The organism is Streptomyces sp. NPDC102406 (genome assembly GCF_044765725.1).
Lineage (GTDB): Bacteria > Actinomycetota > Actinomycetes > Streptomycetales > Streptomycetaceae > Streptomyces.
Map to the genome: position 1 here is coordinate 1,328,619 of NZ_JBIWKP010000001.1, position 21,864 is coordinate 1,350,482.

Annotated in this window: 17 protein-coding genes; 8 read left to right on the forward strand and 9 right to left on the reverse strand. The window is 72.1% G+C overall.

Annotated elements, in window-relative coordinates; all coding sequences use genetic code 11:
• Positions 1-9: 9 nt before the first annotated feature.
• Positions 10-2,565 carry a hypothetical protein gene (locus ACIRF8_RS06125; protein ID WP_404211307.1) on the reverse strand — a complete coding sequence of 852 codons (2,556 nt, stop codon included), beginning with the start codon at positions 2,563-2,565 and terminating at the stop codon, positions 10-12.
• A gap of 209 nt (positions 2,566-2,774) precedes the next feature.
• Here ACIRF8_RS06125 and ACIRF8_RS06130 point away from each other — a divergent pair, with 209 nt between their 5' ends.
• The 3 genes from ACIRF8_RS06130 to ACIRF8_RS06140 all read left to right on the forward strand — a co-directional run bounded on the left by ACIRF8_RS06130 (position 2,775) and on the right by ACIRF8_RS06140 (position 4,912).
• Positions 2,775-3,887, forward strand: coding sequence for an exo-alpha-sialidase (locus tag ACIRF8_RS06130; RefSeq protein WP_404211309.1), 1,113 nt, complete (start codon positions 2,775-2,777; stop codon positions 3,885-3,887).
• Between the two features lie 26 nt (positions 3,888-3,913).
• Positions 3,914-4,627: an NADPH-dependent F420 reductase gene (npdG, locus tag ACIRF8_RS06135; protein ID WP_404211311.1), complete on the forward strand. Its 714-nt coding sequence runs from the start codon at positions 3,914-3,916 to the stop codon at positions 4,625-4,627.
• Between the two features lie 87 nt (positions 4,628-4,714).
• The gene (locus ACIRF8_RS06140; RefSeq protein ID WP_404211312.1) at positions 4,715-4,912 is read left to right on the forward strand and encodes a hypothetical protein; all 198 of its coding nucleotides are present in this window, start codon (positions 4,715-4,717) and stop codon (positions 4,910-4,912) included.
• Here ACIRF8_RS06140 and ACIRF8_RS06145 read toward each other — a convergent pair.
• A complete protein-coding gene (locus tag ACIRF8_RS06145; RefSeq protein ID WP_404211314.1) occupies positions 4,899-5,702 on the reverse strand; it encodes a site-2 protease family protein in 804 nt (267 codons plus the stop codon). The genes ACIRF8_RS06140 and ACIRF8_RS06145 overlap by 14 nt on opposite strands.
• Positions 5,703-5,847: 145 nt before the next feature.
• Between ACIRF8_RS06145 and ACIRF8_RS06150 the strand changes: the two genes are divergently transcribed.
• Positions 5,848-9,153, forward strand: coding sequence for a BTAD domain-containing putative transcriptional regulator (locus ACIRF8_RS06150; protein ID WP_404211316.1), 3,306 nt, complete (start codon positions 5,848-5,850; stop codon positions 9,151-9,153).
• 14 nt (positions 9,154-9,167) lie between these two features.
• On the opposite strand, the gene ACIRF8_RS06155 is transcribed toward ACIRF8_RS06150, so the two are convergent.
• The 3 genes from ACIRF8_RS06155 to panB form a co-directional block, all read right to left on the reverse strand.
• Positions 9,168-10,010: an ABC transporter permease gene (locus ACIRF8_RS06155; RefSeq protein ID WP_404211318.1), complete on the reverse strand. Its 843-nt coding sequence runs from the start codon at positions 10,008-10,010 to the stop codon at positions 9,168-9,170.
• A complete protein-coding gene (locus ACIRF8_RS06160; protein WP_404211320.1) occupies positions 10,007-11,038 on the reverse strand; it encodes an ATP-binding cassette domain-containing protein in 1,032 nt (343 codons plus the stop codon). The genes ACIRF8_RS06155 and ACIRF8_RS06160 overlap by 4 nt, the downstream gene beginning before the upstream one ends.
• A gap of 183 nt (positions 11,039-11,221) precedes the next feature.
• Complete coding sequence (gene panB / locus ACIRF8_RS06165; RefSeq protein ID WP_404211322.1) at positions 11,222-12,091, reverse strand: 3-methyl-2-oxobutanoate hydroxymethyltransferase; 870 nt, start codon at positions 12,089-12,091, stop codon at positions 11,222-11,224.
• Between the two features lie 179 nt (positions 12,092-12,270).
• On the opposite strand from panB, the gene ACIRF8_RS06170 reads away from it, so the two are divergent.
• The 4 genes from ACIRF8_RS06170 (at position 12,271) to ACIRF8_RS06185 (ending at position 17,193) form a co-directional block, all read left to right on the forward strand.
• The gene (locus ACIRF8_RS06170) at positions 12,271-13,866 is read left to right on the forward strand and encodes an MFS transporter (RefSeq protein WP_404211324.1); all 1,596 of its coding nucleotides are present in this window, start codon (positions 12,271-12,273) and stop codon (positions 13,864-13,866) included.
• A gap of 92 nt (positions 13,867-13,958) precedes the next feature.
• Entirely contained in the window at positions 13,959-14,627 is a 669-nt protein-coding gene (locus tag ACIRF8_RS06175; RefSeq protein ID WP_404211326.1) for a TetR/AcrR family transcriptional regulator, read from the forward strand.
• A 193-nt stretch (positions 14,628-14,820) separates the two neighbouring features.
• Positions 14,821-15,840, forward strand: coding sequence for an endonuclease/exonuclease/phosphatase family protein (locus ACIRF8_RS06180; RefSeq protein ID WP_404211328.1), 1,020 nt, complete (start codon positions 14,821-14,823; stop codon positions 15,838-15,840).
• 129 nt (positions 15,841-15,969) lie between these two features.
• The gene (locus ACIRF8_RS06185) at positions 15,970-17,193 is read left to right on the forward strand and encodes an MFS transporter (RefSeq protein ID WP_404211330.1); all 1,224 of its coding nucleotides are present in this window, start codon (positions 15,970-15,972) and stop codon (positions 17,191-17,193) included.
• Positions 17,194-17,202: 9 nt separating this feature from the next.
• Here the strand turns inward: ACIRF8_RS06185 and ACIRF8_RS06190 are convergent, their stop codons facing one another.
• The 4 genes from ACIRF8_RS06190 to ACIRF8_RS06205 all read right to left on the reverse strand — a co-directional run bounded on the left by ACIRF8_RS06190 (position 17,203) and on the right by ACIRF8_RS06205 (position 21,809).
• Entirely contained in the window at positions 17,203-18,249 is a 1,047-nt protein-coding gene (locus ACIRF8_RS06190; protein ID WP_404211332.1) for a LacI family DNA-binding transcriptional regulator, read from the reverse strand.
• Between the two features lie 87 nt (positions 18,250-18,336).
• Positions 18,337-19,986: an extracellular solute-binding protein gene (locus ACIRF8_RS06195; RefSeq protein WP_404211334.1), complete on the reverse strand. Its 1,650-nt coding sequence runs from the start codon at positions 19,984-19,986 to the stop codon at positions 18,337-18,339.
• A 69-nt stretch (positions 19,987-20,055) separates the two neighbouring features.
• Complete coding sequence (locus ACIRF8_RS06200) at positions 20,056-20,958, reverse strand: carbohydrate ABC transporter permease (RefSeq protein WP_404211336.1); 903 nt, start codon at positions 20,956-20,958, stop codon at positions 20,056-20,058.
• The gene (locus tag ACIRF8_RS06205) at positions 20,955-21,809 is read right to left on the reverse strand and encodes an ABC transporter permease (protein WP_404212309.1); all 855 of its coding nucleotides are present in this window, start codon (positions 21,807-21,809) and stop codon (positions 20,955-20,957) included. Before ACIRF8_RS06205 ends, ACIRF8_RS06200 begins: the two co-directional genes overlap by 4 nt.
• Positions 21,810-21,864 lie beyond the last annotated feature (55 nt).

Consider the following 21,864-nt stretch of genomic DNA (forward strand, 5'->3'; position numbering starts at 1 on the left):
GGGCGCGACTCATTTCATGTTCAGCGTGACTTCGACGTCCTGAAGCAGCGTCCCGGCCGCTTCGTTCAGCACGATGAACCGGACGGGCTCGACGCCCGGTTCCTCCCGCCGGACCTCGAACGTCGCCTGCATCGGCCACGCGTCCCTGCGCGGATCGATCGACGACGCTCCCGGCTCCACGGTGGCGTTCGGCGCCATGGCGAGGACGCGGCACTCCGGGTGCGCGCTCTCGGCCAGGGCTTCCTGCACCGCCAGCTCCGGGTAGACCGACACGCACAGCCGCGCCGTGCGCGCCCGCGTCCCCGGCCCCGGCGGTCCGTCCGCGGCGACCAGGTCCACCGAGACCAGGCACGCCGTGTCCGCGATCGGCTCGGCGCCCGCGCGGGTGTCCGTCGTGTCGAGGCGTTCCTTGTCCGCCAGGCGTTTGAGCTGACGGCGGGTGAGCAAGAGCGCCGGCCGGTCCCCGCACAGTTCGAAGGCGCCCGCGGCCTCGTCGAGCAACAGCGCCGCGGGGCTCAACCCGTCCGGGATCAAGGCCAGTTCGTAGGAGGCCCACGCCCGGCCCAGCCGGTTGCCCATCTCCTCGAACTCCCGCCGCGCGGACTGGAGCGACTGGCGCGCCGCGTCCAGACGGCCCAGCTCCCTTTTGCAGCGCCCCAGTTCCAGCTCGGCATAGGCGGAGCCGAGCGGTTCGTGCAGCCGCCTGGACAGTTCCCGGCTGCGCCGCATCCGCTCCAGGGCCTGCTGCTGCTTGCCCGGCTCCTGCCACATCTGCCGGCCGCGCGCCAGATAGGCCCAGGCCCGTGCGAACGACAGGCGCGGCGTGTACGCGGTGAAGACCTTTTGCGCCCGGTCGAGCTCCACCTTCGCGCGCTGCGGATCGTGCATCTGGAGCAGGCAGTTGGCGAGGAAGGTGCGGGTCCAGGCGCCTCCCAGCAGATTGCCGTGCTCCTCGTGCAGTTCGGCGGTCTCGGTCAGCAGCCCCCGCGCCTCCTCCAGGCGCCCCAGGTCGATGTAGGCCGTGCCCAGCACCCGCGATATCCAGGGGCTCTCCCGCTCCCGTACGTGCTCGTCGTGCTGCCCCGCCACCATGTCGGCGGCGCGGCGCAGATAGTGCACCGCGATGCGCAGCTCGCCGGCGTGGTAGTACGCCACCCCGATCTGCCGCAGCGTCCTGACCTCCAAGAGGCGGCAGGAGGCGGCCGCGTACTGGCCGCGGACCCAGGTCAGTCGGTCCCTGGCCTCGTCCAGGTGGCCGGACTTGCGGTCGAGGACACCGAGGGCGCTGTGCACCGCCAGTTCCAGGACGCGGCGCACGTCGTCGGCGAACTGCTCGACCACGTACAGGAACATCGCCAGGACCAGCGACTCGCGTTGCTGCACAAGGTGGTCGCACAGGTCGGCCGCCATCACCCGGACCGACATCTCCAGGTTCTTGCCGTCGGGTGGCGGTGCGACGATCTGGGCGAGGGCGCCCTTCTCCAGCGGTATCCAGGGCAGCGCGGGCGTCGTCGCGACGAACCGCCTGAACGCCTCGGCCAGATTCTGGTCGGAGGGGTCGAGGCGCTCCCGCTCGGCGAGCCGGTCGTGGGCGAAGCGTTGCACGGTGGGGCTCACCCGATAGCGCCGCTCGGCCCCCGGCTCCAGCAGGCCGAGCGAGGTCAGCGCACGCAGGCCCTGGTCGCCCATGGCATCCGCCTCGACGGGCGCGGGCCGCTCCCGGCCGCCGCGCCGCAGGCTCTGCACGGTGATCCCGGAGTGCGGTCCGACGGCGGGCCGGGTGGTCAGCGACAGCAGATGGAACAGCTCCCGCTCGTCGTCGCTCAGATGCCGGTAGACCCAGTGCAGCAGTTGTACGGCGACATCGGCGCCGGTGTCCGGCAGTACCCGGTCGATGATGTCGCGGGCCGTCAGGTTCCGGCTCGCACCGCGCCGGTAGATCCCGGCGGCCAGCTTCAGCGCCAGCGGCCGGTTCTCGCACAGATCGATCAACCTGTGTACATCCGCCTTCTCCTCGGGCGTGGTGGCGGCGCGACAAGCCGTGGCGGCGAAGATCCGCCGGCTCTTGGCGCGGTCGGGACCGCGCACGAGGGCCTGGTGGACCTGGCCGGGGTCGAGGCCGCCGCGCTCCAGATCCTCTTGGCTGAGCGGCCGGCCGCCGCTCGCGATGATCAGGGAGTGCGGACTGTCGGGCAGCAGGAAGTCCTTGACGCCGCCCCACTGGTCGACCTCGTCGAGCAGCAGCACGGTCGGACGGCGGGTCAAGTCGTAGTACACGTCCCGCAACTGATGGTTCGACATGTCCCAGGGGCGCGAGAGACCTGCGTCCAGTTCACGCAACAGTTCCAGCAGGGCGTACCGCGTCGGGTCGTCGCCCCAGGAGGTCATGCGCAGCTCCAGCGGCCGAAGCCGCTCGTCCTGCCTGCCGAGCAGGGCCCGCGCGATCGTGGACGCCCGCCGGAACTTGCCGATGCCCGGCGCCCCGTACAGGAAGAGCACCCCCGGACCGGCCTCGAAGAGCCGCTCGGCGTGCTGGTGCAGTTGCTGCAACTCGGCGTCGCTCATGCCGTGTTCCCCCGTTCGGTCCCGAAGACCGTGATGACTCAGAGTAGGCCCGCTCCCCGATCCCGCCGAGGGCATATGCACCGGATGCCGTACGGATTCCGCTACGCCCATGGCGGTGTCGCCCGCTGCTGCGAGGGGCGGGTGGGCCGAACGGCCCGCGGGTTCGCCGCGTTCACCCGGAGTTACCTTCGGCGGGGAGCATGGTGGGCATGACCGACACAGGAGTGAGGCAGGCACCGCACGGGACCTCTGTGCCTTTTCGCGCCGGACAGGACGGCTACGCCAGTTTCCGTATCCCCGCCGTGGTGGCTACGCACGACGGCACGCTCCTCGCCTTCTGCGAGGGCCGAGTGGCCTCCGCCGCGGACCACGGCGACATCGACCTCGTACTGCGCCGTTCCACGGACGGCGGACGCACCTGGGGGGCGCTCCAGGTCGTCATCGCAAACGGCCGCGACCTCGCCGGCAACCCCGCGCCCGTCGTGCTCGCCTCCGGGCGCGTCCTGCTCGTCCACGTCCGCAACGCGGCCACCGCCACCGAGGACGCCATCCGCCGCGGCCGGGTCACGGCCGCCGACGGGCGCCGCGTCTGGGTCACGTACAGCGACGACGCCGGGCTGACCTGGGCGCCCGGACGTGAGATCACCGGCCAGGTGAAGCGGCCGTCCTGGCGCTGGTACGCCACCACCCCCGGCCACGCCCTGCTCACCCGCGAGGGCCGCGTCGTCGTCCCGGCCAACCACTCGCTGCCGCCCACCGGCACGGACACCGGGGCCGAGGGGAAGTACGACGGCGGGCACTGCCTGCTGAGCGACGACGACGGCGCGACCTGGCGGATCGGCTACGTCGACGACAACACCGACGGCCATCTCAACGTCAACGAGACCACCGTCGCCCAACTCCCCGACGGCAGGCTTTACTTCAACGCCCGCACCGATTCACCCGCCCCCGGCACCCGTGCCGACGCCCACTCCGCCGACGGAGGTGAACACCTGGTGAAACCGTTCCGGCCGCAGGCGGGTCTCGTCGGACCCGTCGTCGAGGGCAGCCTCCTGCACCTCGGCGGCCCGGACGTCCTGCTTTACGCGGGCCCCGCCGACCCCGGCTCCCGCGCCCTGATGACCGTCCGCCGAAGCCTCGACGGCGGCGTCACCTGGCACTGGGCCCACACCGTCGACGGGCTGCCCGCCGCCTACGCCGACCTCGTCCGCGTCGACGCGGCTACCGTCGGCCTCCTGTACGAGACCGGGGACTTCTCGGCGTACGAGACGATCACCTTCCGGCGCATCCCCGTGACCGCGCTCACCGGTGCGGACACCTGAGCAAGGTCGCTGAGTAAGGTCGCTCCATGACTACCAGTGACAGTGCACAGAACGCCCCCAAGGCCCCGGCCAAGGACCCCTACGACCTGCCCGACGTGTCCGGGCTCGTCGTCGGCGTGCTCGGCGGCACCGGACCGCAGGGCAAGGGCCTCGCCTACCGGTTCGCCCGCGCGGGACAGAAGGTGATCATCGGCTCCCGGGCCGCGGAGCGCGCGACGGCCGCCGCCGAGGAGCTGGGCCAGGGCATCGAGGGCGCCGACAACGCCGAGTGCGCGCGGCGCAGCGACATCGTGATCGTCGCCGTGCCCTGGGAGGGCCACGGCGCGACCCTGGAGGCGCTGCGCGAGGACCTCGCGGGCAAGCTCGTCGTCGACTGCGTCAACCCGCTCGGCTTCGACAAGAAGGGCGCGTACGCGCTGAAGCCCGAGGAGGGCAGCGCCGCCGAGCAGGCCGCCGCCCTGCTGCCGGACTCCCGCGTCACCGCCGCCTTCCACCACCTGTCGGCCGTGCTGCTCGCCGACCCCGCGGTCGAGCAGATCGACACGGACGTGATGGTGCTCGGCGAGAGCCGCGCCGACACCGACCTCGTCCAGGCGCTCGCCGGCCGCATCCCCGGCATGCGCGGCGTCTTCGCGGGCCGCCTGCGCAACGCCCACCAGGTCGAGTCCCTGGTCGCGAACCTCATCTCCACCAACCGCCGCTACAAGGCGCACGCGGGGCTGCGCATCACGGACGTATAGCGACGTTCAGGGCGCCTTCGGGCGTCCGCGGGGCATGGGGGACACTGGTCGGCGAACACCGAGCCGTGCCGTATTGGAGCCGACCCCATGCCCCGCATCGCACTCTTCGCCCTCGTCGTCTGCGTCCTCGCCGTCGCGGCGGCGGTGGTGTCCTTCGTCGAGGGCAGCTTCCTCGGGATCGTGTGGGTCCTCATCGCCGGCATCACGTCGAACATGACGTGGTTCTACGTGCGCAGGGCCAAGGCCGAGAAGGACCGGCGCGCGGGGACGACTACGACTGCGTGACCGTCGGGATCTGCGGGGTGCCCTCCCAGAACTGGTAGAACCTCCGGCCCCAGTACGTGTCCCATTCGTGGACGCCGAGCGCGCGCAGCAGCGCGTCGACCGCGTCGAAGAAGTACGCGTTGACCTGCGGGATCCACAGCACGGCGAAGACCGCGAGCAGGCCGAACGGGGCGAACGGCTCGACCTGCCGCTTGACGTTCGACGACAGCCAGGGCTCGATCACCCCGTACCCGTCCAGGCCCGGCACCGGAAGAAAGTTCAAGATCGCGGCCGTGACCTGCAACAACGCCAGGAACCCGAGCGCGTAGCGGAACGTGTCCGGCACCCCGTCCAGCGCGTGCAGCCAGAAGGGCGCCGTGCACACCACCGCGAACAGCACGTTCGTCAACGGGCCCGCCGCCGAGATCAGGCTGTGCCTCCAGCGGCCCTGGATGCGGCCCCGCTCGATGAAGACCGCGCCGCCGGGCAGACCGATCCCGCCCAGGATCACGAAGAGGACGGGCAGCACGACGCTGAGCAGGGCGTGCGAGTAGACGAGGGGGTTGAGGGTCAGATAGCCCTTGGCGCCGACCGTGACGTCGCCGCTGTGCAGGGCCGTGCGCGCGTGCGCGTACTCGTGCAGGCACAGCGAGACGATCCACGCCGCCGTCACGAACAGGAACACGGCGAAGCCGGGCTTTGCGGCGTAGTCCGTCCACACCGCCCAGCCGGACACGGCCGTGACCGTGACGATGCCGAGGAAGACGGGGCTGATCCTGCTGTCGCCGCGACGCGACGTGGCGGTGGTCATGGGGCGGAGCTCCCGGGTTCGCTGGACTGGGGCGTCACCGAACGTACCCGCCCCGCACCGGGAACGCGGACCGGCGGTGCGGGAGTTCCGCACGCCGGCACCCTCCCCGGCGCCTCCGGTGCGGGACAGCGGGGACAATGGGCCCGTGCGCTACCGCATCCTCGGCACCACCCAGGCACTCCGCGACGACGGCACGGCCGTCCCCGTCGGCGGGGCGCGGCTGCGCGCCCTGCTCACCGTGCTCGCCCTGCGGCCGGGCCGGGCCGTGCCGGCGGGCCTGCTCGTCGACGAGGTGTGGGGCGCCGAACCGCCGGCCGACGCGGCGGGCGCGCTGCACGCCCTCGTCGGGCGGCTGCGGCGGGCCCTGGGCGCCGACGCGATCGCCTCCGCCGACGGCGGGTACCGGCTCACCGCGTCCGGCGACGACATCGACCTGTTCCGGTTCGAACGGCTCACCGCGGACGGCACCCGCGCCCTCGCCGACGGCGATCCGGCGAAGGCCGCCGACCTGCTCGACGAGGCGCTGGGCCTGTGGCGCGGGCCCGCCCTCGCCGACCTGCCCGAGCGCACCGCCGACGCGGCCCGCTGGGACACCCGCCACCTCGACGCGCGCCGCACCCGGCTCGCCGCCCGGCTCGCGCTCGGCGCGGCCGGGGACGTGCTGGCCGAGCTGACCGCGCTGTGCGACGCCCACCCGCTGGACGAGCCGCTCCAGGCGCTGCGGCTGCGGGCCCTGCGCGACACGGGCCGCACCGCCGAGGCACTGGCCGCCTACGAGGACGTACGGCGCGGGCTCGCGGACCGGCTCGGCGCCGACCCGGGGCCCGAACTCCGGGCGCTGCACGAGGAGTTGCTGGAGCCCGCCGCCCGGCCGAGGAGCGACGCGCCCGGCCCGGTGAGTGGGCCCCCCGCACCGCCGCAGGGCAATCTGCGGGCCCGCCTCACCTCGTTCGTGGGCCGCGGCGACGACATCGACGCCATCCGGGCCGCGCTGGGCCGCGTCCGTCTCGTCACGCTCCTCGGCCCCGGCGGCGCGGGCAAGACCCGGCTGTCGCAGGAGGCGGCGGAGGGGCTGGCCGACGCCGCGCCGGACGGCGTCTGGCTCGCCGAACTGGCCCCCGTCTCGGATCCGGACGCCGTACCGGAAGCCGTCGTCAGCGCGCTCGGGGCGCGCGAGACGGTACTGCGCGGCGCCGGCGCGGAGGAGCTGCGCGTCGCGAGCGAACGGCAGGGCGACGACCCGCTCGTCCGCCTCGTCGAGCACTGCACGGACCGCCGCATGCTGGTCGTCCTCGACAACTGCGAACACGTCATCGGCGCCGCCGCCGCCCTCGCCGAGCATCTGCTCGCCCGCTGCCCCGGCCTCACCGTGCTCGCCACCAGCCGCGAACCCCTCGGCGTCCCCGGCGAGCTGCTGTACACGGTGGAGCCGCTGCCCGAGCCGTACGCGCTGCGCCTCTTCGGCGAGCGGGGCGCCGCCGTGCGGCCCGGGTTCACCGTCGGGCAGTCCGCCGAGACCGCGGCGGCCGTCGGGGAGATCTGCCGGCGCCTGGACGGCCTGCCGCTCGCCATCGAGCTGGCCGCCGCCCGGCTGCGGATGCTCACCCCGCGCCAGATCGCCGACCGCCTGGACGACCGGTTCCGGCTGCTGACCTCCGGCGCCCGCACCGCGCTGCCCCGCCAGCAGACGCTGCGCGCCGTCGTCGACTGGTCCTGGGACCTGCTGGAGACGCCCGAGCGCACCGTCCTCGCCCGGCTGTCCGTCTTCAGCGGCGGCTGCGACCTGGCCGCGGCCGAGGCCGTGTGCGGCCCCGACACCCTGGAGGCGCTGGCCTCCCTCGTCGACAAGTCGCTCGTCGTCGCCGCGCCCGACGGCGACGACGGTGACGACGGTGACGACGGGGCGATGCGCTACCGGCTCCTGGAGACCGTCGCCGAGTACGCGGGCGACCGCCTCGACGAGGCGGGCGAGCGCGCCGCCGCCGAACGCGCCCACCTCACGTACTTCCGTGAACTCGCCCGCACCACCGACCCGCTGCTGCGCGGCCACGGCCAGCGCGCGGCCGTGGCCCGGCTCGAACGGGACTACGAGAACCTGCGCACCGCCCTGCGCCACGCCGTCGCGGCCCGCGACGAGCAGGAGGCGCTCAGCCTCGTCCTGTCGCTGGCCTGGTTCTGGCAGATGCGAGACCTGCGCAGCGAGGCCCGCCTCTGGACGACGGAGGCCGCCGCGCTCGGCCCCGACCCGTTCGCGGGACCGGCGCGCCCCGCCCCGCCGCTGCACCAGCGCTGCACCGACATCCCGCCGCCGCTCACCGGCGAACTGCTGGAGGAGGCCCGCCGCGAGGTCCACCTGTGCCGCCTCGGCTACATGGACATGGAGATGAAGCGCTGGCAGTCCCCCGAGGGACAGGCCAGACTGCGCGCCATCCGGGAGACCTACCGCGCCGAACTGCCGCAGGCCTGCCGCACCCCGGGCAACATCTGGTACTTCGCGGTCCTGCTGACCGGTGAACTGGACAGGCTGCGCGACCTCTCCGACGTGACCGTGCGCACCTGCCGCGAACTCGGCTACGAGTGGGAACTGGCGCTCGTCCTCCAGATGCGGGCCAACGTCTCGGCCAACAACGGTGCGACGGCCGCCGCCGGGCTCACCGACGCCGACGAGTCACTGGCCCTGTTCACCCGCCTCGGCGACCAGTGGGGCGTCGCCGAGGCGCTGTCGGCCCGCGGCGAGGCCCACGAGAAGCTCGGCCGGTACCCGGAGGCCGCCGCGGACTACACCCGCGCCCGGGGCGTCGCCGAGAGCATGGGCGCCCATGCCCAGGCCACCATCCTCCAGGTCAGGCTCGGCCAGGTGTTCATCGAGCGGGGCGAGGGCGAGCGCGGCGAACAGTTGCTGCGCGAGGCCCTGGAAACCGGCCGCCGGCACACGAACGAGGCCAGGCCCGCCGCCCGCATGTTCCTCGTCGGCCGGCTCGCGAGCACGGGGCGCACCGCGGAGGCGCGGGAACATCTCGACGCCCTGCGCGCCGAGTTCAAGGTCACGGAGATCGTCTTCTTCCACGGCATGAGCACGGGCATGGAGGCGATGCTCGACGTCCTCGACGGCCGTCCCGGGGACGCCCTGCGCCGGGCGGCGAAGGCGCTGGAACTGGCGAGTGACCCGCTGGCCTCGGTGATCGCGCCGAACCTCGCGGCGCTGCATCTGCTCACCGCGGCGCGCGGGCTCGTGCTGCGCGCCGCTCCGGGCGACGCGGAGCTGGCCGCACGGATGGTCGGCGCGGCCGACGCGGCGCTGCCCGCGGCGCACCACCGGTCCTCGATGGAGCGGGCGTGGCGCGCGCAGGCCGAGGAGGCGGTGCGGGCACTGACCGGCGACGCCGCGTACGAGCGTGCGTACGCCGAGGGCGGCGGCCTCTGTGTGCCGGAGGCCACCGCCCTGCTGTGACGCGCGGACCCGGGTCAGCTCTTCCTCGTGAACTTGCGGATCGCGACGGGCGCCATGATCACGGTCAGTCCCGCCGTCCAGGCGAGCGTCACCCACAGGCCGTGGGTCGGCGAGTACTGCCCGCCCACCATCAGGCCGCGGGCCGCGTCCGCGAGTCCGGACATCGGGTTGTACTCGGTGAAGTTCTGGAGCCAGCCGGGCATCGACCGCGTCGGCGCGAAGATCGAGGAGCCGAACTGGAGCGGCATCATCACCAGGAAGCCCATGGCCTGCACCGACTGGGCGTTCTTCATGGTCACACCGAGCACCAGGAAGATCCACATGATGGCCGAGCCGAACAGCGCGGCCAGGCCGATCGCCGCGAACAGGCCGCCCCAGTGGTGGATGTCGAAACCGACGAGCACCGCAATGATCATCAGGACCGTGGTGGCGACCAGGAGGCGCAGCAGCTCCACGGAGATCTTGGCGATCAGGACGGAGGCCCGTCCGATGGGCAGGGACCGGAAGCGGTCCATGATGCCCTTGTTGAAGTCCTCGTTGAAGCCGGTGCCGACGCCCTGGGCGATGTTCATGCTCATCATCGCGACCATGCCGGGGATCACGTACTGCACGTAGGCGTCCTGGCCGCCGCCGAGCGACTGGCCGATCGAGCCGCCGAAGACGTACACGAACAGCAGCGTGAAGATGACCGGCATCAGCACGGCGTCGAACATCGACTCCGGGTCCTGCTTGATCCACAGCAGGTTGCGGCGGACCAGGGCGCCGGTGTGGCGCAGATGGTCGCGGAGCCCGATCCGGGGATCGGCGTCGACCTGGATGGTGGGGGCGGTCGCGGGGGACAGGGTGGTCGTACTCATACGGCGACCTCCTCGAGCTCGGGGCGGGCGTCCTGCGGGGCGGACGCCTTCTCGCCGGTGATGGAGAGGAACACCTCGTCCAGGCTGGGCAGTTCGGTGGCGATCGAGCCGATCGTGATGCCGCGCGCGGTGACCGCGCCGACGACGGCGGTGAGCTGCTCGTCGCTGAGGATCGGGACGAGGACGGTGCCGGACTCGGTGTCCACGGTGGACGTGGCGAGGCCGGTCAGGCCCATGTCGTCGAGGGCGTGGGCGAGGGGTCGCAGCTCCAGCGGGTCGGCCGGGCGGACGCGCAGGGTGCGACCGCCGACCTTCGCCTTCAGCTCCTCGATCCCGCCGCCCGCGATGACCTTGCCGCGGTCGATGACGGTCAGCTCGGAGGCCAGTTGCTCGGCCTCCTCCATGTACTGGGTGGTGAGCAGCACGGTCACCCCGTCCCGCACCATGGCCTTGACCTCGTCCCACACCTCGTTACGGGTACGGGGGTCGAGGCCGGTCGTCGGCTCGTCCAGGTAGAGGACGTGCGGGCGGCCGATCATCGACGCCGCGAGGTCGAGGCGGCGGCGCATACCGCCGGAGTAGGTCTTGGCGGGGCGGGTCGCGGCGTCCGTGAGGGAGAACCGTTCGAGCAGCGCGTCGGCGCGGGCCCTGGCCTCCTTGCGGGACAGGTCGAGCAGCCGCCCGATCATGTAGAGGTTCTCGCGGCCGGCGAGCTTCTCGTCGACCGAGGCGTACTGGCCGGTGAGCCCTATCACGCGGCGCAGTTGGCGGGGCTGGCGCACCGCGTCGTAGCCGGCCACGACGGCCGTGCCGGAGTCGGGGACGATCAGTGTGGACAGGCAGCGCACGAGGGTGGTCTTGCCGGCGCCGTTCGGGCCGAGGACACCCATCACGGTGCCCTCGTGCACATCGAGGTCGACTCCGTCGAGAGCCTTGGTCGAGCCGTAGTGCTTGACCAGTCCCCGTACGGAGACGGCCACCGGGCGGCCGTCCGCTCCGTTGCCGGGGTTCTTGTCGATTCGCGTCATGCCGACCAAGGTGTCAGCCGCCACCGACAAGTCGCCGACAGCGGACCGACAGCGGGCGGCGGCGGCCGATACCTCGCCGACAGAGCGCGGGACGGCCGGGCCGGGACAACGGCCGCGGCCCGTCGACGGGGGAAGATCGACGGGCCGCGTTCGTGCCGCTGTGGCTCGGGGAGGGGCAGCGGATCAGTGCACGGAGTGCTCCTCAAGAGGGAACGTTCCGCCGATGACGTCCTCCGCAAACGCCTTGGCCGCGTCGGACATGACGGACCGCAGATTCGCGTAGCTCTTCACGAAGCGCGGCATCTTGCCGCCGGTCAGCCCGAGCGCGTCCGTCCAGACAAGGACCTGCGCGTCCGTGGCCGCGCCCGCGCCGATGCCGACCGTCGGGATGTGCAGGACGCGCGTGACCTCCGCGGCCAGCTCCGCCGGGACCAGTTCGAGGACGACGGCGAACGCGCCCGCGTCCTGGACCGCCTTCGCGTCGCGCAGCAACTGCTGCGCCGCCTCCTCGCCGCGCCCCTGCACCCGGTAGCCCTGCGTGTTGACGGACTGCGGGGTCAGGCCGATGTGGGCCATGACCGGGATGCCGGCGTCGACCAGGAGCTTGATCTGCTCGTGGGAGCGTTCGCCGCCCTCCAGCTTGACCGCTCCGACGCCCGCCTCCTTCACCAGCCGCATCGCCGAGCGCAGCGCCTGTACCGGGCCCTCCTGGTAGGAACCGAAGGGCAGGTCGCCGACGATCAGCGCGCGGCTCGTGCCGCGGACGACGGCGGCCGAGAGCATGGTGAGCTGGTCCAGGGTGACCGGGACCGTGGTGTCGTACCCGAGATGGCAGTTGCCCGCCGAGTCGCCGACCAGCATCACGGGGATACCGGCCTCGTCGAAGACCGAGGCCGTCATCGCGTCGTAGGCGGTCAGCATCGGCCACTTCTCGCCCCGCTCCTTGGCGAGGGCGATGTCGCGGACGGTGATGCGGCGAGTGCCCTTTCCTCCGTACAGCGCCTTGGGGTTGCTGCTGTCGGCAGGCGTCTGGGCAGCCTGGAGTTGCGTCATCGCAACGGCTCCTTCATTTCGTCTCGAGGCGCCCTGACGGCGTCCCCGGATCGCCTCCATGGTGGCACCGCCCGCCGCTTGCGCGCCAGGCCCCCCGCTGCGTAAAGGCTCGGTAAGGCTTTGCCCTCGGGTTCCAATACGAGACGGTTCCGTATCGAAAGGGGCCTAGAGTCGGCCCCATGACCAGTCCTGCCGCCCCCGCGCCGCCTCGTATACCGGAGGCCGTGCACCGCCGCCGCTGGGCGATCCTCGGCGTGCTCATGCTGAGCCTGCTGATCGTCGTCCTCGACAACTCCATCCTGAACGTCGCGATCAAGACGATCTCGACGCCCGCACCCACCGGCCTGGGCGCCACCCAGAGCGAGCTCGAGTGGGCCATCAACTCCTACACCCTCGTCTTCGCGGGCCTGCTGTTCACGGCCGGCCTGCTCGGCGACCGCGTCGGCCGCAAGAAGGTCCTCGTCGGGGGCCTCGTCGTGTTCGGCATCGGCTCCGCGCTCGCCGCCGAGTCCGGCTCGCCGGTCCAGCTCATCGCGTTCCGCGCGCTGATGGGGCTCGGTGCGGCCTTCGTCATGCCGGCCACGCTCGCCGTGCTCATGAACGTCTTCGAGCGCGAGGAGCAGCCCAAGGCCATCGGCATCTGGGCGGGCGGGGTCGGCCTCGCCATCGCGATCGGCCCGATCACCGGCGGCCTCCTCCTCGACCACTTCTGGTGGGGCTCGGTGTTCCTCGTGAACGTGCCGATCGTCGTCCTCGCCGTCGTCCTGATGCTCGTGCTCGTGCCCGACTCCAAGGACCCGAAGCCCGGCCGGATCGACCTCCCCGGCGTCGCCTTGTCCATCGTCGGACTCGTCCTGCTCGTCTACGGGATCATCAAGGGCGGCGACGAGGGCGACTTCACCAGCCCCCAGGTGCTCGCCACGATCATCGCGGGCATCGTCGTCCTCGCCCTGTTCGTGGTCCACGAGAAGCGCAGCGACCACCCCTCGATCGACATCGACTACTTCAAGAACAAGGTGTTCTCGGCCGCCATCGCCGCCATCGCGCTGGTCTTCTTCGCGCTGATGGGCGTCACCTTCTTCTCCGTCTTCTACACCCAGAGCGTGCGCGGGTACTCGCCGCTCCAGACCGGCGCCCTGATGCTGCCGCTCGCCGTGGCGCAGCTCATCTTCGCGCCGCGCGCCCGGCTCGTCGTGGACAAGATCGGTGTACGGGCCACGACCACGGGCGGGCTCGTCCTGCTCGCGGGCATGCTGGCCGCCTTCACCGCGCTCGACGCGGACACCCCGATCTGGCTCCTGGAAGTCATGTTCTTCCTCATGGGCACGGGCATGGCGCACGTCATGACCCCGACCAGCGTCGTGATCATGCAGGCGCTGCCGCGGGAGAAGGCCGGTTCCGCGTCCGCGCTCAGCAACACCTTCCGCCAGGTCGGCGGCGCGCTCGGGATCGCCGTGCTCGGCTCGGTGCTCTCGACCGCCTACCGCGGCGGCATCGAGGACAAGCTCGGGCTGCTGCCGCCGGAGCTGCGGGACACCGCGGGCGCCTCCATCGAGGCCACGCTCGGCGTCGCCGAGAAGATCGGGCCGCGGGCCCACGGCCTGGTCGGCGCGGCCAACGACTCCTTCCTGCACGCCATGCACGTCACCGCCCTGTGGGGCGCGGGCATCGCCCTGGTCAGCGCCGTCGTCACGGCGCTGTTCCTGCCGGGCAGGGTGGCGGCCCCGCCCACCGGGCAGCAGGGCGAACCGGAGAAGGTGGGCGCGGGCCACTGACCCGCGCCGCGCGCACGCGGGAAGCGCTGGGAGAATCGCCCCGGAGCCAGGCGGACCGCCCGGTTCCGGGGCTGTGGCGGAAGGCGGAGGACGTGGAGACGGAACGGGCCGGGCGGCGGGCGCGAGGGGACAGGACCCCGGGCCCGCCCACACCGCCGCCCGAGGCGGAGACCCCGGTCAGGGGCCGTCCCCGCAGCGAGGCCGTCGAACAGGCGATCGTCGAGGGCGTCGTCGCGCTCCTGGAGGAGGGCGTACCGCTCGCCGAGCTGTCCATCGAGCGGATCGCCCGCACCGCAGGCGTCGGCAAGGCCACCATCTACCGGCGCTGGAGCGGCAAGGAGGCCCTGTTCGTCGAGGTCCTGCGCTCCATGGAGGTGCCGGACCCCGAGCTGCCGGGCACCTCCATGCGCGACGACCTGGTCTGCCTCCTGGAGCACATGCGGCGGCGCGGCCTGAGCATGCGCAGATCGGCCCTGCTGCACAACGTCTTCGCCCAGATGAAGACCCTGCCCAAGCTCTGGGACGCGTACCACGAGATCGTCATCGACCCGCGGCGGCGCGTCCTGCACGACGTGCTGCGGCGCGGCGTCGCGGACGGGGAGCTGCCGCCCGGCACCGACATCGAACTCGCCAACGACCTCATCACGGGGCCGATGCTGCTGCGCAGCATGATGCGCACCGACCTGCCCCTCGCCGAGGACCTCGCCGAGCGGATCGTCGACCTCGCCCTCACCGGACTGCGGCCGGTGGGCCCCGGCTGAATGTGCGCGTTTCGTCACAGGAAGCCCTTGCGGGCGACTTGTTCGGAACTCCGGACGCCCCCGCGGACGTCCTCGTGGCCGTACGGTCGTCATGGACCCGCCCGGCGGGGGCGTGACGGGACAGAAAGCCGCCGAACATCGCCTAGGGTTTTCGGGCAGGGACGGCGGGCACGGCAGTGAGGCGATACCGGTTATGGCGCAGGCGTACAGCAGGGGAGACGGCGACGGATCCGGGCGCACCGGACCGGGTGTCCGGCTCCGACGCCTGGGGCGCCGGCTCCGCACCGACCGCGGGCTGTGGCGCCGCGGCATCGTCCTCGCGGTGGTGGCGGTGCTCCTCGCGCTCGTCATGCTGCTGCACGCGCAGATCCCCAACGCCGTCGGCAACCTCGGCTCCCTGACGGAGACGTTCCTGCCGTGGCTCGGCCTGTTCGTGCCGGTGCTGCTCGTCCTGGCCCTCGTCCGCAGGTCGGCGACGGCCCTGGTGGCGCTGCTGGTCCCGGCGATCGTGTGGTTCAGCGTCTTCGGCGGGCTGCTCACCGACAAGCAGGGCGGCGGCGGTGACCTCACCGTCGCCACGCACAACGTCAACGCGGACAACCCCGACCCGACCGGCACCGCGAAGGATGTCGCCGCGTCCGGGGCGCAGGTCGTCGCCCTGGAGGAGCTGACGGCCCAGGCGGTCCCGACGTACGAGAAGACCCTCGCGGCGACGTACCCGTACCACTCGGTCCAGGGCACCGTCGGGCTGTGGAGCAAGTACCCGCTCTCGGCCACCCGGCCCGTCGACATCAAGCTGGGCTGGACCCGCGCCATGCGCGCCACCGTCGCGACACCCGCGGGCAAGGTCGCCGTCTACGTGGCGCACATGCCGTCGGTGCGCGTGAAGGTCAACTCCGGGTTCACGGCCAGCCAGCGCGACCGGAGCGCCGACGCGCTGGGCGAGGCCATCGCCGACGAACCGCTCGGCAAGGTCGTCCTGCTCGGCGACCTCAACGGCACCATGAACGACCGCGCCCTGAACGCCGTCACCTCGCAGATGCGCTCGACGCAGGGCGCCGCGGGCAGCGGCTTCGGCTTCAGTTGGCCGGCCTCGTTCCCGATGGCCCGGATCGACCAGATCATGGTCAGGGGCGTGGAGCCGGAGTCGTCGTGGACGCTGCCCGAGACCGGCAGCGACCACCTGCCGATCGCGGCCCGCGTCACGGTGTGACACCCGCCTCCAGGGATTCACGGGCCCTTAACCTCACGGAACAACGGCGCCGGGAGACTTTGTTCCGTACGTAAACTTATTCGCGTACGGTTACACCTCCCCGCCCCCACTTCCTTTGGACGATCCCTCATGCCCCTCGCCCTGCTCGCCCTCGCTGTGGGCGCCTTCGGCATCGGCACGACCGAGTTCGTGATCATGGGCCTGCTGCCCGACGTCGCGGACGACCTGAACATCTCGATCCCCGCCGGGGGCCACCTCGTCTCCGCCTACGCGCTCGGCGTCGTCATCGGCGCCCCGCTGCTCGCCGCGGTCACCGCGCGCATGCCGCGCCGCCGGGTCCTGATCGGCCTCATGGTGCTCTTCGTCGTCGGCAACGCCGTCTCGGCCGTGGCCCCCGACTACCACGCGCTGATGCTGGCCCGCTTCGTCAGCGGCCTGCCGCACGGCGCCTTCTTCGGCGTCGGCGCCGTCGTCGCCACCTCCCTCGTCGCACCCGAGCGCAAGGCACGCTCCGTGTCGCTGATGTTCCTCGGCCTGACCGTCGCCAACATCGTCGGCGTCCCTGTCGCCACCGCCATGGGACAGCAACTGGGCTGGCGCGCCACGTTCCTCGCCGTCAGCGCCATCGGCCTCGCCGCGATCGCCGCCCTCGCCGCCCTCGTCCCCGCCGACCACGGACACGGCTCGGCCGTGGGCGTGCGCGGGGAGCTCAAGGCGCTCGGCTCGCTCCCGGTCTGGCTCGCCCTCGGCACGACCGTCGCCGGATTCGGCGCCCTCTTCGCCGCCTACAGCTACATCACGCCGATGCTCACCGACGCCGCCGGGTTCGCCGAGGGCAGCGTGACGCTGCTGCTCGCCCTGTTCGGCGTGGGCGCCACCGTCGGGAACCTGGTGGGCGGGCGCCTCGCCGACCACTCGCTGCGCGCCACCCTCTTCGGCGGCCTCACCTCGCTCGTCGTCGTCCTCGCCCTCTTCCCGCTGCTCATGCGCACCGAGTGGAGCGCGGCGCTCGCCGTCCTGCTGCTCGGCACGGCCGCGTTCACGACCGGCTCCCCGCTCCAGCTCATGGTGATGGAGAAGGCGTCCGCCGCGCCCTCGCTCGCCTCCTCCGCGAACCAGGCCGCGTTCAACCTGGCCAACGCGGGCGGCGCCTGGATCGGCGGCCTCGCCCTCGCCGCGGGCTTCGGGGCCACGTCCCCGGCCGTGACCGGCGCGGTCCTCGCCGTCCTCGGCCTCGGCGTGGCCGGGGTCGCGTACGCCGTGGACCGCGGCCGGGGCGCGACGACCGCGGCCCCCGGCCGCCTGGTCGCGGCCCACGTCCCGGAGCCGGAGGCGGAGCCCGTACGGCGGTGAGACGGGGCGCTACGGGGTGAGGCGGCGCACGCTGTCCCGGATCACTATGTGGGTGCCGAGGAGCTGGCGCCGCTGCCCGGTCCTGCCCGTCCCGTCGAGGGCCAGGCGGACCGCGGTGCGGCCCAGCTCCTCGCCCGGGATGTGCACCGTGGTCAGGCCCGGCGTCATGTCGGCGGCCACCGGGTCGTCGTTGTAGCCGACCACCGAGATGTCGTCCGGGACCCGGAGCCCGTACTCCCCGAGCGCCTTGACCACGGCGGCGGCCACCCGGTCGTCGCCCGCGAAGACCGCCGTGAAGTCCGGCCGTCCGTCGCACTTGTCGAGCAGGTCGCGGATCGCCTCGTCGCCGTTGAGCCGGCCGAACCCGATGCCGTGCAGCAGCGCGTCCGCCTTCGGGACGCCGTGGTCCTCCAGGGCCCGCAGATAGCCGCGCACCCGGTCCTCGCCCGTGGTGTTGCCGGGCTGGTAGCCGATCAGCGCGATCCTGCGGTGGCCCGCGCCCAGCAGGTGGCTGGTGATCGCGTGGGCGCCCGCCTCGTTGTCGTACTCCACGACGACCGCGGGCACGTCGGGCGCGGGCGCGGGCCGGCCGCACAGCACCAGACGCGATCCGGCGGCGGCCAGGGACTGCGCGTACTGGGCCATCCGCTCCCGGTACGCGGTGTCCTGCACGACCCCGCCGACGAGGACGACCGCCTCCGCCGCCTGCTCGCGCATCATCTGCACCAGGGCCAGTTCCCTGGCCGGGTCGGCGCCGGTCGACGCGACGAGGGTGAGCCGGTCGTGCCGCGCGGCCTCCTTCTCGACGCCCTGCGCGACGGCCGCGTAGAACGAACTCACCACGTCGAGCATGAGCACGGCGATGGTCTTGCGGCCGGCGCCCGCGAGCGCGCGCGCGTGCGCGTTGGCCACATAGTCCAGGTCCTTCGCCGCGCGCAGGACCTTCGCGCGCGAGGCGGCCGACGTCGGGTAGTTGCCCGCCAGGACCCGGGACACGGTGGCCACCGACACTCCCGCGCGCGCGGCCACGTCGCGGATCGTCGCCCGGTCGCCCACTGTGACTCCTTCAAAGTCCGACGGTGCGGAACCTCCTCGGGCCCCGCACCATCATCGCGTGCTCCGGCTGCCTCGCGGTCAGCCGGGTCAGTGCGCCGCCGCGTGCTCGGCCCCGAACTCGTCGAGCGCCTTCCGGCCGCCCTGGGCGAGCCACTTCTTGTAGATGCCGTCCCAGTCGGAGGGCTTCTTGCGGCCGGTCACCACCGCGGTGACGCCGTCGTTGATGATCTGGTCGAGGGTGGCGCCCTGCCGGTTGAACGTGTCGGACTGCAGGCCCCAGCGGTCGTTGGGCACCATCATCGGCACCACCTTCCGCTGCCAGGCGTGCACCCGCCTGGTCAGGTCCGCGTAGCCCGGGTAGTACAGCGGCTGCGGGGCGTCCGCGACCTTGGTCAGGGGCAGGTTGTCCTTCGACTCGACGAGGCCGAGCTCCGTCGCGATCGGGTTGTTGTCCTTGTCGCGCTCGAAGTGGGTGCCCTCGATGCCGTAGTGCAGCAGCTCGTACTCCTTCGAGCCGAACGGCGACGCCAGCCAGTCGAGCACCCGCAGCAGCAGCTTCACCCGGTCCGCGGGCGCCTTCTTCAGGGCCGTGTAGCCGAAGATGCCGCGGCTCTGCTGGAACCGCGGGGCGCCGCCGGCGGTGTAGGGCTGCGCGAGGTCCATGGTGTACGCGTCCTTGATGCCCTGCGCGTTGGAGATCGCCGCGCCGAACCCGTCGGTCATCGACAGGACCGTGCCGTTGTAGAACTGCGTCTTCAGGTCGACCTGGGAGACCGAGGTGGCCTCGGGGTAGTACGCGCCGGACGCGCGCAGCTTCGCCAGGTACTCCAGGGCGCTCCTGAACTCGTCGGTGCCCGCGAAGTACTCGGCCTTGCCGTTCTCGATGCGCCACTCGTTGGGGGCGCCGTGCCAGATGGCGTGCGTCTTGTACCCGAAGTAGCTGGTCGTGGAGGCGCCGAGCCCCCACTTGCGGTGGCCCGTCGCCGCCTTGGCCACCTGCGCGAAGTCGGCCGCCGACATGCCCTGCTCGAAGCCCGCCCCGCGGAACGCCTCCTGGTTGAGGAACAAGGTGTCCTGCGGCTTGGGCCGTTCCACGGGGACGCCGTGGATCCGGCCCGCGATCCGCCCCATCCCCTCCCAGGCGTACGTCGGGATGGCCGCGAGGTGCGGATAGTCCTTGGCGACGTCGCCCGACAGGTGCTCGGTGAGGTCGGCGCACCGCTCCTTCACGAACTGGGCCTCGCGCGGCAGCGTGTAGCCGCCGCCGATCGCGATGATGTCGGGCAGGTCGTCACCGGCCATGAGCGTGGCCATCTTGGTGCGGAAGTCGGCGTCCGGCACGACCGTGAACTCGATCTCGACGCCCAGCGCCTCGTTCAGGGCGGCCCAGTACTTGTTCCGCGCGGCGGGCTTGGGCGGCGTCCCGTACGTGATGGAGATGATCCGGACCTTCTCCTTCCCGGTGCCGGGCTTCTCGGCGACCGCCCGGACGACGTTCTCCGGGTACTTCAGGAAGCCGGCCTGCACCCCCTCGGCGGTCGGCGCGAGGTCGGGCGCCGGGCCCCGCGCGGCGGCGTACGTCGGCCAGGGCGCCGCCTTGGTGCCCTTGTTGGCGACGGAGCCGCCGCTCCCGCCGCTCCCGGTCGAACAGCCGGTGAGCAGGGACGGCACGGCGAGCGCGGCGCCGCCGACGGCGACGGAGCGCAGCAGGGTGCGGCGCGACATGTTCGCGGACATGGTGAAGGGCCCTTCGTCGAAGGAGGTTGCGGGAGGTTGAGGTGAAGGACGTACGAGGCGGGGGAGGGCTCAGCTCTTGATGGCGCCGGTGAGCACGCCCTTGGTGAAGTACTTCTGGAGGAAGGGGTAGACGAGCAGGATCGGCACGACGGCGATCACGAGGACGGCCATCTGTGTCGTCTGCGGCGCCGAGACCATGCCGGCCTCGCTCAGCCCCGTGTCGGCGATCTGCGCGCCGCCGATGACGTACGTGCGCAGCACCTGGGAGAGCGGCCAGTGGTCGGACTCCAGGTAGATCGAGGCGGTGAACCACGCGTTCCAGTAGCTGACCGCGTAGAAGAGGCCGACGACGGCAAGGGCGGCCTTCGACAGGGGCAGCGCGATCCGCCAGAACGTGGCCCAGTCCCCGGCGCCGTCGAGCCGCGCCGCCTCGTACAGCTCCTCCGGGATGCCCTGGAAGAAGCCGCGCAGGACCACCAGGTTGAAGACGTTGATGAGGACCGGGGCGATGACCGCCGCGTACATGTTCTGCATACCCAGCCCCTTGACCAGCAGGAACGCGGGGATCATGCCGGGCGGGAAGAGGAACGTGAACAGGACGAGCAGCAGTACCGGCTTGCCGCCGAAGACACCGGGGCGGCTGAGCGCGTAGGCGAGGAACGCGGTGCAGGCCAGGGAGAGCAGCGTGCCGATGACGGTGATGCCGATGCTCACGCCGAGCGCCTTCGTCACGATGCCGCCGCTGAGGATGGTCTCGTAGGCGCGCAGGGTCGGATCGCTCGGCCACAGCACCCAGCCGCCGCCCGCCACGACCTCCTCGTTGGAGGCGAGGGAGGTGGAGACGATCACCAGGAACGGTACGAGGACGAGGCAGAGCAGGACGAGTACGGCCACGCCCTTGGCGGCGCTGGTGACGGCTTTCGGCTTCTCCGTCCAGGCCGGGCGGGCGGGGGCGTTCGAGGTACGGCTCACTTGTAGACCCCCTGCTCGCCGAGCTGGTGCGCGATGCGGTTGGCGACGAAGACGAGGGCCGCGCCGACCAGGCCCTTGAAGAGTCCGGCGGCGGTGGCGTAGCCGATGTCGCCGCCGACGATGCCCTGCCAGAAGACGAAGGTGTCGAGGACCTCACCGACCTCGGGGCCCACCGACTGCCGTTGCAACAGCATCTGTTCGAAGCCGACGGAGAGGATGTCGCCGAGCCGCATGATCAGCAGCAGGACGACGATCGGCCGGATCGAGGGCAGCGTGACGTGCCAGAAGCGGCGCCAGGGCCCGGCCCCGTCGATGGCGGCGGCCTCGTACTGCTGCTCGTCGACCTGCATGAGGGCGGCCAGGAAGATGATGGTGCCCCAGCCGGCGTCCTTCCACATCACCTCGGCGACGACGAGCGGGCGGTACGCGTCCGGGTTGCCGATGATGTCGACGGTGTGCAGGCCCGAGTCGCCGAGGAAGCTGTTCAACAGGCCGGTGTCGGACAGGACTTGCTGGAACAGGGCGACGACGATCACCCACGACAGGAAGTGCGGCAGGTAGACGACGGACTGCACGAAGCGGCGCAGCAGATCCGAGGTCAGGCTGTGCAGTAGCAGCGCGATGGCCAGCGGCACCGGGAAGTAGCAGACCAGTTGGAGCACGGCGATGTAGAGGGTGTTCCACGTCGCGTGCCAGAAGTCCGGGTCGGCGAACATCCGGCTGAAGTTGCCGAAGCCGACCCAGGGGCTGCCCCACACTCCGGCGAACGGGTCGTACTCCTTGAACGCCACGACGTTGCCGACGAAGGCGCCGTAATGGAACACCAGGAAGTACAGGACGCCCGGAACCATGAGCAGGAGCAGCACACGACTGCCCTGAAACCGCTTCCACTTCGTATCACGCCGC

What these genes read in the sequence shown, in the direction of transcription:
- ACIRF8_RS06155 (WP_404211318.1), bottom strand. Translation starts at nt 10,010, where the DNA reads ATGAGTACGACCACCCTGTCCCCCGCGACCGCCCCCACCATCCAGGTC.
- ACIRF8_RS06185 (WP_404211330.1), top strand. Translation starts at nt 15,970, where the DNA reads ATGCCCCTCGCCCTGCTCGCCCTCGCTGTGGGCGCCTTCGGCATCGGC.
- ACIRF8_RS06160 (WP_404211320.1), bottom strand. Translation starts at nt 11,038, where the DNA reads ATGACGCGAATCGACAAGAACCCCGGCAACGGAGCGGACGGCCGCCCG.
- ACIRF8_RS06205 (WP_404212309.1), bottom strand. Translation starts at nt 21,809, where the DNA reads ATGGTTCCGGGCGTCCTGTACTTCCTGGTGTTCCATTACGGCGCCTTC.
- npdG (WP_404211311.1), top strand. Translation starts at nt 3,914, where the DNA reads ATGACTACCAGTGACAGTGCACAGAACGCCCCCAAGGCCCCGGCCAAG.
- ACIRF8_RS06125 (WP_404211307.1), bottom strand. Translation starts at nt 2,565, where the DNA reads ATGAGCGACGCCGAGTTGCAGCAACTGCACCAGCACGCCGAGCGGCTC.
- panB (WP_404211322.1), bottom strand. Translation starts at nt 12,091, where the DNA reads ATGACGCAACTCCAGGCTGCCCAGACGCCTGCCGACAGCAGCAACCCC.
- ACIRF8_RS06145 (WP_404211314.1), bottom strand. Translation starts at nt 5,702, where the DNA reads ATGACCACCGCCACGTCGCGTCGCGGCGACAGCAGGATCAGCCCCGTC.
- ACIRF8_RS06140 (WP_404211312.1), top strand. Translation starts at nt 4,715, where the DNA reads ATGCCCCGCATCGCACTCTTCGCCCTCGTCGTCTGCGTCCTCGCCGTC.
- ACIRF8_RS06170 (WP_404211324.1), top strand. Translation starts at nt 12,271, where the DNA reads ATGACCAGTCCTGCCGCCCCCGCGCCGCCTCGTATACCGGAGGCCGTG.
- ACIRF8_RS06130 (WP_404211309.1), top strand. Translation starts at nt 2,775, where the DNA reads ATGACCGACACAGGAGTGAGGCAGGCACCGCACGGGACCTCTGTGCCT.
- ACIRF8_RS06195 (WP_404211334.1), bottom strand. Translation starts at nt 19,986, where the DNA reads ATGTCCGCGAACATGTCGCGCCGCACCCTGCTGCGCTCCGTCGCCGTC.
- ACIRF8_RS06180 (WP_404211328.1), top strand. Translation starts at nt 14,821, where the DNA reads ATGGCGCAGGCGTACAGCAGGGGAGACGGCGACGGATCCGGGCGCACC.